General features: G+C 46.1%; 8 protein-coding genes and 1 pseudogene. 4 read left to right on the top strand and 5 right to left on the bottom strand.

Translation table 11 applies throughout. The features are described from left to right. Window positions 1-64: 64 nt before the first annotated feature. A pseudogene (locus tag EA14781_RS24530) lies at window positions 65-2,767 on the top strand (autotransporter outer membrane beta-barrel domain-containing protein); the annotation flags it as partial. 384 nt (window positions 2,768-3,151) lie between these two features. Here the strand turns inward: EA14781_RS24530 and minE are convergent. From minE to minC, 3 genes are read right to left on the bottom strand one after another with little or no spacing between them, the layout of a single operon-like run. Beyond that, window positions 3,152-3,418, bottom strand: a complete 267-nt coding sequence (gene minE / locus EA14781_RS20600) for a cell division topological specificity factor MinE (protein WP_001185665.1) — start codon at window positions 3,416-3,418, stop codon at window positions 3,152-3,154. A 3-nt stretch (window positions 3,419-3,421) separates the two neighbouring features. Next, window positions 3,422-4,234 carry a septum site-determining protein MinD gene (gene minD, locus EA14781_RS20605; RefSeq protein ID WP_000101044.1) on the bottom strand — a complete coding sequence of 271 codons (813 nt, stop codon included), beginning with the start codon at window positions 4,232-4,234 and terminating at the stop codon, window positions 3,422-3,424. 23 nt (window positions 4,235-4,257) lie between these two features. Next, window positions 4,258-4,947, bottom strand: a complete 690-nt coding sequence (gene minC, locus EA14781_RS20610; protein WP_002462028.1) for a septum site-determining protein MinC — start codon at window positions 4,945-4,947, stop codon at window positions 4,258-4,260. Between the two features lie 125 nt (window positions 4,948-5,072). On the opposite strand from minC, the gene EA14781_RS20615 reads away from it, so the two are divergent. From EA14781_RS20615 to ycgN, 3 genes are all read left to right on the top strand, one after another. After that, window positions 5,073-5,366: a YcgL domain-containing protein gene (locus EA14781_RS20615; protein ID WP_024164782.1), complete on the top strand. Its 294-nt coding sequence runs from the start codon at window positions 5,073-5,075 to the stop codon at window positions 5,364-5,366. A gap of 71 nt (window positions 5,367-5,437) precedes the next feature. Further along, a complete protein-coding gene (locus EA14781_RS20620; protein WP_000284260.1) occupies window positions 5,438-6,097 on the top strand; it encodes a fumarylacetoacetate hydrolase family protein in 660 nt (219 codons plus the stop codon). Window positions 6,098-6,188: 91 nt separating this feature from the next. Next, the gene (ycgN, locus tag EA14781_RS20625; RefSeq protein WP_024164783.1) at window positions 6,189-6,635 is read left to right on the top strand and encodes a cysteine cluster protein YcgN; all 447 of its coding nucleotides are present in this window, start codon (window positions 6,189-6,191) and stop codon (window positions 6,633-6,635) included. 482 nt (window positions 6,636-7,117) lie between these two features. Here ycgN and ompC read toward each other — a convergent pair whose 3' ends face one another. Both ompC and iss read right to left on the bottom strand, forming a co-directional pair. Beyond that, window positions 7,118-8,215, bottom strand: a complete 1,098-nt coding sequence (gene ompC, locus EA14781_RS20630) for a porin OmpC (protein ID WP_000737250.1) — start codon at window positions 8,213-8,215, stop codon at window positions 7,118-7,120. A gap of 881 nt (window positions 8,216-9,096) precedes the next feature. Then, window positions 9,097-9,390, bottom strand: a complete 294-nt coding sequence (gene iss, locus EA14781_RS20640) for an increased serum survival lipoprotein Iss (RefSeq protein ID WP_000738417.1) — start codon at window positions 9,388-9,390, stop codon at window positions 9,097-9,099. Between the last annotated feature and the right edge of the window lie 230 nt (window positions 9,391-9,620).

Raw genomic sequence — 9,620 nt, forward strand, 5'->3', positions numbered from 1 at the left:
GGGCATTATCTGAACATAAAACACTATCAATAAGTTGGAGTCATTACCGGCCGTAGATACCAAAATATCAGGCGGAACACAAACGATTAATACAGGTGGGTATGCTCGTACTACCACGATTGATACTGGAGGTATGCAAATTGTTAAAGGTGGAAACTCCAGTAATACCTATATATCAGGCGGCTCACAAAAAATTGAGCAAAATGGTATAGCCTACAACACTGAGATTCATAGTGGTGCGCAAATCGTTTACAGCGGTGGAGTTGCAACAGACTCAACGATATTTGAGGACGGTATAGTAGAAATTCAGGCAGGCGGTTCTGCTACAGGAATAAAACAGAATACCAACAGTGTATTAATTGCTACTACGGATGCTAAGCAAATTGATGGTCTCTGGAATGATGATATTCATTTTAGTATTTCTGGCGGGAAAGCAGATCATATTGTACTGGAGAATGGGGGCAAATTAACTGTTGAATCCGGGACATCATCGGCTGACACTTTGGTCGGAATTGGTGGCACGGAGACAGTTAAGACAAATGCGACCGCTACTGGTACGACGCTCAATGGCGGTGTGCAGACCGTTGAAGGTATGGCGGATGGGACGCATGTCAATATGGGAGGGATACAAACTGTTTCTTCAGGCGGCACGGCGACTGACGCCATCGTTAATGGCGGCACGCAAACCGTTGAAGGTACGGCACATGGAACTCTTGTTAACGCCGGGGGAATACAGACGGTATCTGCTCACGGAGTGGCAGACAGTTCCATAATTAAGAGTGGCGCTATGCTGGAGGTGAAAGCCAATAGCACGGCGACAAATGTGGAGCAAAGCAGCGGTGCAGCGCTGAAAACGAGCACAGATAAGACCATCAATATTATTGGTCGCAATGAATACGGTGATTTCCATATTTCCGCAGGGATGGCAGACAACCTTTTGCTGGAAAATGGCGGTAGTTTGTCTGTTTTAGCCGCGACAGAAGCTATTGACACCACCGTTGGCGACGGAGGGATAATGCAATCCCTGGGCAATGACCGCGGAACCGCCGTTACTACAGGAGGTCGCTATGCTCTCGGTCGTTCACAGGACGGGGAAACGATAACGTTTGAGTCTCTGGCCCGGGCAGAAGATTTGGATATTGTAGGCGGTTTAGCTACGGTCTATGCAGGAAGTCTGACGGGAGCGACCGTCAGTGGGGCGAAGGGGAGCCTGGTCATCATGAGTCCACAGGATGAGGTGACGCCAGTAACTCTTGCAGGAGCGATTCAGGTCTCGGATCAGGCGCATTTGACAATGGGCTATGGTGCAAACACGTCAGCCGCCGATTTGAGTGTTAGTCGTCGGGGAAGTGCATGGCTCAACAGCGATAAAGCCTGCAGTGGTTCCAGTAATTGCGCTTATACCCTCAACAGCCTGTTGTTGAGTGATGGCGATATCTATTTGTCACAGGCGGCTGCCAGCCAGTCAGGAACGGAAGATATATACAATACCCTGACTACCAATGAACTGTCTGGCAGTGGTAATTTCTATATGCATACCGACGTTGCCAGTTTGCGAAGCGACCAACTAAAAGTGACTGGCGATGCCACAGGGAATTTTAATGTTTTTGTGGCTAATACAGGGGTAAGTCCAAAAACGGGTGATCCGCTGATGCTGGTGACGACTGGGGGCGGAGATGCTGCTTTTACGTTGGGGAATACCGGGGGATTAGTCGACCTCGGGACCTATGAATATGCACTCAAAAGTGATGGCAACCATAACTGGAGCCTGACTAGCGATCTCAATCCCGATCCGAAGCCAGACCCAGACCCGGATCCGAAACCTGATCCAACTCCGGTACCCCATGAGAAACGTATCACGCCTTCAACAGCAGCGGTATTGAACATGGCGGCCACGCTACCGTTGGTATTTGATGCCGAACTGGATAGTGTTCGTGAAAGGCTGAATCTGATGAGGGCGACGGGATATAGCAACAATGTATGGGGAACCACCTACACCACCCGTAATAATGTTACGACGGATGCTGGTGCTGGATTTGAGCAAACGTTAACTGGTATGACGTTGGGCATGGACAACCGCTATGCGATAACCGAAGGCGTGGCGACGCTGGGTGTCTTTGTGGGGTATTCGCATTCGAAAGTCGCTTATGATCGTGGTGGCCATGGCAATGTGGACAGTTATGCTCTGGGCGGGTATGCCGCCTGGGAACATGAAAGTGGTTTTTATCTGGACAGCATTGTGAAGCTGAACCGCTTTGAGAGTACGGTAGCGGGGCGGATGAGTGGTGGCGAGTCAGTCAACGGTAGTTTTAACAGCAATGGATTCGGGGGGCATGTTGAAACCGGGATTCGGTTCACTGATGGTAACTGGAACCTGACGCCGTATGTGTCGTTGAGTGGACTCACGGCTGATAACCCAGAATATCGATTGTCTAATGGCATGGAGGCGAAACCGGGTGACTCCCGCAGTGTATATCGCGAACTGGGGGCTACGTTGAGTTATACCATGCGCCTGAGGAATGGCGTGGAAGTCGAACCGTGGTTGAAGGCGGCAGCCCGCAAAGAGTTTATCGATGATAACCGGGTGAAAGTGAATAATGACGGTGATTTTGTCAATGATTTGTCGGGCAAACGCGGAGTGTATCAGGCGGGCATTAAAGCCTCATTCAGTAATACACTAAGTGGCCATTTAGGGATAAGTTATGGCAATGGTGCAGGTGTAGAGTCTCCGTGGAACGCGGTAGCAGGGATGAGCTGGTCGTTCTGATAATCCCCTCTCGTAATAGAACTGCGCTTCGGCGCAGTTCTTGTTTATTTCACGTAAGGTACAACGTCCGGGAAAGAGAAGCTAAAAAAAACCGCCAGTTACGGCGGGAAACCTCATCCTATGGGAGAACAATGAATAATGAAATTGCAGGTATATCATTACGCAGAATGTCCACTTTCACCATAAGGTTAATTACTCAGGCTACCCTAAATGCTCTGTTTTGTTCAGGAGTCGGGAAGAGCATCAATTGATACAAAGAGGGGAGGATGATGACAGAAAAATATAATTTAATATGATTAATAACATTTGATAATCAAAAGAATATAAAAATAAAAAAGGCAGAAGTTATTCTGCCTTTTTTATGAGTCTCATTTTATAGCGCGTTTATTTCAGTTCTTCTGCTTCCGGCAAGGTCACATTAAGCTCAAGAATAGAAATATCGCCATCTTTTTGCTCAAGTTGCACCGTCACCATCTCGGGATCAATTTGTACGTATTTACAAATGACCTCAAGAATATCTTTGCGCAACTGCGGAAGATAGTGTGGCTCCGCATCGCTACGACGGCGTTCAGCGACAATAATTTGTAGCCGTTCTTTGGCAATGTTGGCCGTATTCTTTTTTCGCGAGAGAAAGAAATCGAGTAATGCCATGACTTATCCTCCGAACAAGCGTTTGAGGAAGCCTTTCTTTTCTTCTTCAACGAAGCGGAAAGGACGTTCTTCTCCCAACAGACGCTCTACGGTATCTGCATAGGCTTTACCCGCGTCGGCGTTGATGTCGAGAATTACCGGTTCACCCTGGTTAGAGGCGCGCAATACTGATTGATCTTCCGGGATCACGCCGACGAGTTTGATGCGCAGGATCTCCAGCACATCCTCCATGCTCAGCATGTCTCCTCTGCTCACGCGGCCTGGATTGTAGCGCGTCAACAGCAGATGCTCTTTAATCGGCTCTTCACCGTTTTCAGCACGGCGTGATTTCGACGCCAGAATGCCTAAAATACGGTCGGAGTCGCGGACGGAAGAGACTTCCGGGTTGGTGGTAATAATAGCCTCGTCAGCAAAATAGAGCGCCATTAACGCACCGGTTTCAATACCCGCCGGGGAGTCACAAACGATAAATTCAAAATCCATCGCTTTCAGATCATCAAGAACTTTAGCGACGCCTTCGCGAGTAAGGGCATCTTTATCGCGTGTTTGCGATGCCGGAAGAATGTAGAGATTATCAGTACGCTTATCTTTAATTAGCGCCTGATTTAGCGTTGCATCGCCCTGGATGACGTTGACGAAATCGTAAACGACCCGACGCTCACAACCCATAATCAGGTCGAGGTTACGCAAGCCGATATCAAAATCTATCACGACAGTTTTCTTTCCCTTCTGGGCCAAACCAGTGGCGATGGCCGCGCTGGAGGTTGTCTTGCCAACTCCCCCTTTGCCCGAAGTAACAACAATAATGCGTGCCATAGAAATTCCTTGTTAAAAAGGGATCAATTTAACGATTGAACAGTCAAAGCGTTTTCGACTAATTGCAGTCGTGCCGCTTTGCCATAAAATTCTGCTGGGATTTTATCACTCAGCCAGTATTCACCTGCGATAGACACCAGTTCTGCCATCAGGTTCGTACAAAATATTTGCGCTTCCCGATCGCCACTCGCCCCGGCCAGTGCACGACCACGCATCATGCCATAGACATGAATATTACCATCGGCGATCAGCTCTGCGCCTGCACTCACATGGCTTGTAACAATCAGATCACATTGTGGAGCATAAATGCGTTGACCGGAACGCACCGGAGTGTCTATTAAGCGCGTTTTTGTGATCGGAGTTGTGTTTTGCGTTGATGCCTGAGGGGTAGGGCGCGGTGCTTTCTCCTTTCCTTCAGTCAGGATTGGCAGCCCCATTTTTTCGATTTCTGCTTTCAGTTGTGCATCTTTGCAGCCACTGACGCCAATGATCCGTAAGCCCGTTGCTGAGACAGCCTTATGCATAGCTGACCAGTTTACTTTTTCCTCAAGAGCACTGACGTTGAGTACGATGGGAGCATGCTTTAAAAATGCGGGAGCCTGAGCGATTTTGTCTTCCAGCGCCTGATGAATAACCTTAGGTTCTGCCTCATGCAGATGAACCACAGATAAGGTGAAGCTACTACCTTTAAGCTCGATTGGCGTGTTTGACATCCTGGCCTTACTCAATTAGCTATTTATCATCGCCAGCGCGCGATGATATTCCGAAGACGATAAGGCATGTTATAGTCTGGATTATATTGAGGCAAGTCACCCCCCCATTTATTCAGAGTAAAATTATGTTTTGTGTGATCTATCGAAGCAGCAAACGCGACCAAACCTATTTATATGTCGAAAAAAAAGACGATTTTTCACGTGTTCCAGAAGAACTGATGAAAGGTTTTGGTCAGCCCCAATTAGTGATGATTCTGCCGTTGGATGGACGGAAGAAACTGGTGAATGCCGATATTGAGAAAGTCAAACAGGCATTAACTGAGCAAGGCTATTATCTTCAGTTACCGCCCCCGCCCGAAGATTTGCTTAAGCAGCATCTTTCCGTTATGGGACACAATATAGACAATACTGACAAATAACCGGACTCCGGCGGCGGCATTATATTTGTCGGTATGAGGCGTAATATCTACGATAAGGTGAGGGAAGCGTTATGTATCAGCATCACAACTGGCAAGGCGCGCTGCTGGATTATCCAGTGAGTAAAGTGATATGTGTAGGTAGTAACTATGCCAGACATATCAAGGAAATGGGCAGTGAAGTGCCCGAAGAACCCGTGTTATTCATTAAACCGGAAACTGCGCTGTGTGATTTGCGCCAACCGTTGGCGATCCCATCTGATTTCGGTGCAGTTCATCATGAAGTCGAACTGGCTGTGTTGATTGGTGCGACGCTTCGCCAGGCCACGGAAGAGCATGTGTGTAAAGCCATTGCCGGTTACGGCGTGGCGCTTGATCTGACATTGCGTGATATTCAGGGCAAAATGAAGAAAGCTGGGCAGCCAAGGGAAAAGGCAAAAGGATTTGACAACTCTTGCCCACTTTCTGGGTTTATTCCCGCCGCTGAGTTTACGGGCGACCCACAAAACACGTCGCTGGGCCTTAGCGTGAACGGGATAGTTCGTCAACAAGGCACAACGGCGGACATGATCCACAAAATCGTGCCGCTGATTGCTTATATGAGTAAGTTCTTTACCCTCAAGGCCGGGGACGTTGTACTAACAGGCACGCCTGACGGCGTCGGCCCTTTACAGAGCGGTGATGAACTGACGGTCACTTTCGATGGGCATTCTGTGACAACTCGCGTTTTGTAATACTTTTTGCCGCCGGAAAGGGGCGGCAAAACTTGCATCGAGGTGCCAGACTGGTTATAAGGTGCGTTTTAACGTAATGGCGGAGCACCTGATGAGCGATGTACCTTTCTGGCAAAGTAAGACCCTGGATGAAATGAGCGATGCGGAATGGGAATCGTTATGTGATGGTTGCGGTCAGTGCTGCCTGCATAAATTAATGGATGAAGACACTGACGAAATTTACTTCACTAATGTCGCCTGTCGTCAGCTTAATATAAAAACTTGTCAATGCCGGAATTACGCACGTCGTTTCGAATTCGAGCCGGATTGCATTAAATTAACCCGTGAAAATCTCCCTACGTTTGAATGGCTGCCGATGACCTGTGCTTATCGTTTGCTGGCAGAGGGGAAAGATTTACCCGCGTGGCATCCATTACTTACCGGTTCAAAAGCAGCCATGCATGGCGAACGCATTTCAGTGCGTCATATCGCGGTGAAAGAGTCGGAAGTGATTGACTGGCAGGACCATATCTTAAATAAGCCTGACTGGGCGCGGTGAGCGCCTGAAACAAAAGCGATGACTGGTTAATCGTTTTGTGTATGGGGCATCGTCGGACATCAGAACTGAAATTTGCCTTCGAAATTGCCTGTTGATTATCATTGCTGTCCGGCCTCTCTTTTCTGTAGATGTTATGAACCCTCCGGGCAAAAATATGCCCCATTGATATCGTAATGAAGTTTGGGGCCACCATGATTCATTCGTTTTACAATGGTTCGTATCTGCTATTTTTTATTAGTGGATTATTATGCTATCAGGATGGCTTTTATGTTTTGGACGAATAAACACAATTCTTCTGCTGGATATATTGGCAGCAGAATCAAAAATGGGGCGTAGAAACGCCCCCTAAAATAAAAGGTAATATATAACAGAAGGTTTATGTAGTTAGAAGCAAGATAATGCTTCTTAAGAAAGTGGCTTAAGGGAGCCACTCATATGTTGGGGAGGTTAGACCTCCCACAACATATCTTTTAGTAACCAGATTAGAACTGGTATACCATACCTACAGCTACGATGTCGTCAGTGCTTACACCGAGTGCTTTAGTGAAGTTGTTTTCATCGAGCAGATTGATTTTGTAATCAACAAAAGTGGACATGTTTTTGTTGAAGTAATAGGTAGCTCCGACATCAACATATTTGACTAAGTCTTGATCGCCCCATACTCCAAGATCTTTACCCTTAGATTGCAGGTAAGCAACAGACGGGCGCAGGCCGAAGTCGAACTGATATTGTGCAACCGCTTCGAAGTTTTGTGCTTTATTAGCAACAAAGCGATCTGCAAAAACGGTCATGTTCTGAGTTTCAGAATAGGTCGTCGCCAGATAAACGTTGTTTGCATCATATTTCAGACCAGCAGCCCAAACTTCTGCATTTTTGCCGGAAGCAAATACTTCAGGGAGAAGTTTTCCTGCGTTGACTTGCGTGTCAGTACGATCGGATTTTGCATAAGCTGCACCAACGCCAAAGCCTTCGTATTCATAAGTTGCAGAGAAACCGAAGCCATCGCCGTTACCTTTGGTGTAGTTATCTGCACCATTACGATCATTCTTACCCTGGTACTGTGCAGCAAAATTCAGACCATCAACCAGACCAAAGAAGTCGTTGTTACGATAAGTTGCAACACCAGTTGCACGCTGAGTCATGAAAACGTCAGTTTGAGTCCAGGTGTCACCACCGAATTCAGGCAGCACGTCAGTCCACGCACCGATATCGTAAGCCACACCGTAGTTACGGCCATAATCGATAGAACCGTAATCGCCGAATTTCAGACCTGCGAATGCAAGACGTGTTTTATCTTTGGAAGAACCTTGCGATTCAGCGCGATTGCCCTTGAATTCATATTCCCACTGACCAAAACCAGTCAATTGGTCGTTGATTTGAGTTTCGCCTTTGAAACCCAGACGAGCATAAGTTGTGTCGCCATCATCTGCATCGTTAGAGGAGAAGTAATGCTTGGCATTAACTTTCCCGTATAGATCCAGTTTGTTGCTATCTTTGTTATAAATCTCTGCTGCCTGTGCAGACATCGCCATCAGAATTGATGCAGCTACAGCAGAAATTGCCACTGTTAGTTTTTTCATTGTGAGTCCTTTTTTTGAACTATTTTTTTTAAATGGTGCCACTGCATGCCAATATTCATCTAATCAATATGGGTATTTCAAGAACCAGGTTTTATCTGGTGATTTAAATTGTGAATTTGATCTCCATTTTTTGCTCATAATTTTCTCTTTCTGTTATATAAGCCTATTTTTTAGACGGGGGGGATCGCTAGCACGGATATATTAATTACAGGTATTTATGCTCTTGTTATAGTTTTTTAGCATAATTTTAATATGATAAAAATAACGACAGAAATTATTTGTTGGTTATCTATCGGGTTTTAAAATTTGTGTCTGAGTGTTTTTTATACGCGTGATATCCACTCCGTGCTGTACGATAAATGTGCAGATGAAAAAAGTAAAAAAGAATACAGACGCGAAATACGTTGGAGACAGGGCTTGTCAGTTGGCGATGGATTCGATAGTGAAAAGAAGCGCGGCTGTCGGATTGGAGCCGCGGGACAAGGTCCAAAATTTTCCAAGAGTTGTTGAATTTCCCAGCTTTTTGAAAGCTGTGTGTATCTTACTAATAAGTAAAAGAGGTTTAAACTAAATAATTAACCGCATTTTGTGGTAAGTCTTATCGACATTTCATTACAGCATTTTCTTCACATTTTTATGTTGCTCAAATTAAAGGCATCTACAGGGGCTTTGTACTTCGCTGATACAATTCTGGGGGGCTGGGGAAAAAGAGCGGACAGGAACTCCGGTAACCTGATGTTGGGCCTGGCAAAATTTAAACAAACGGTTAGAAAAGGTTGATGACTCGTTGGGATATGAGGCGTGAAGCCTGTTTGCAGAAGCAAAGATGGACAGATTAACCGACAGAATGTGTTGCCCATATTGATGGGCAACACATTCTTTTATTGCGAACAATATACCCGAGCTTCCAGCGGTGTATAAATGCCAAAGGTGATAAACCCGAGCAGACCATTCATGAATGTTTGCTGGGTTTCTGTTTTAACGACATTTTCTGCGCCGCCGCAAATTTTTGCCGCATCAACAGTTTTCTCTTGTCCAATTCCTGAAACGAAGAAATGATGTGTGATGGTTGCTTTTGGCGTTACCGCTGTAGGTTTGTTTCCAACAGTAAATGTCTGTTGAGCACATCCTGTTATAAGCATTGCCAGAGCGGCAGAGAACAACATTTTTTTCATCTTATTATCCCAGTGTTGTCAAAAACGGCAGAATCCTATGTGACAATAACTAAACAGTAGTTAAATGGATCGGTAAAAATTAAATTCATAAAGATGATTGAGCAAGTTAACGAAGGGAGTAGAGCTACGGGGATTTTCCCCACGCCAGCATCTGTCTACTTCTGCCGGTATGTTTTGATATTGAGAAGATAATGACGGGGATACCCCCGTCAGCTTCTGTTTACTTGGTG

The sequence above is a fragment of the Escherichia albertii NBRC 107761 = DSM 17582 genome (assembly GCF_000759775.1).
GTDB lineage: Bacteria > Pseudomonadota > Gammaproteobacteria > Enterobacterales > Enterobacteriaceae > Escherichia > Escherichia albertii.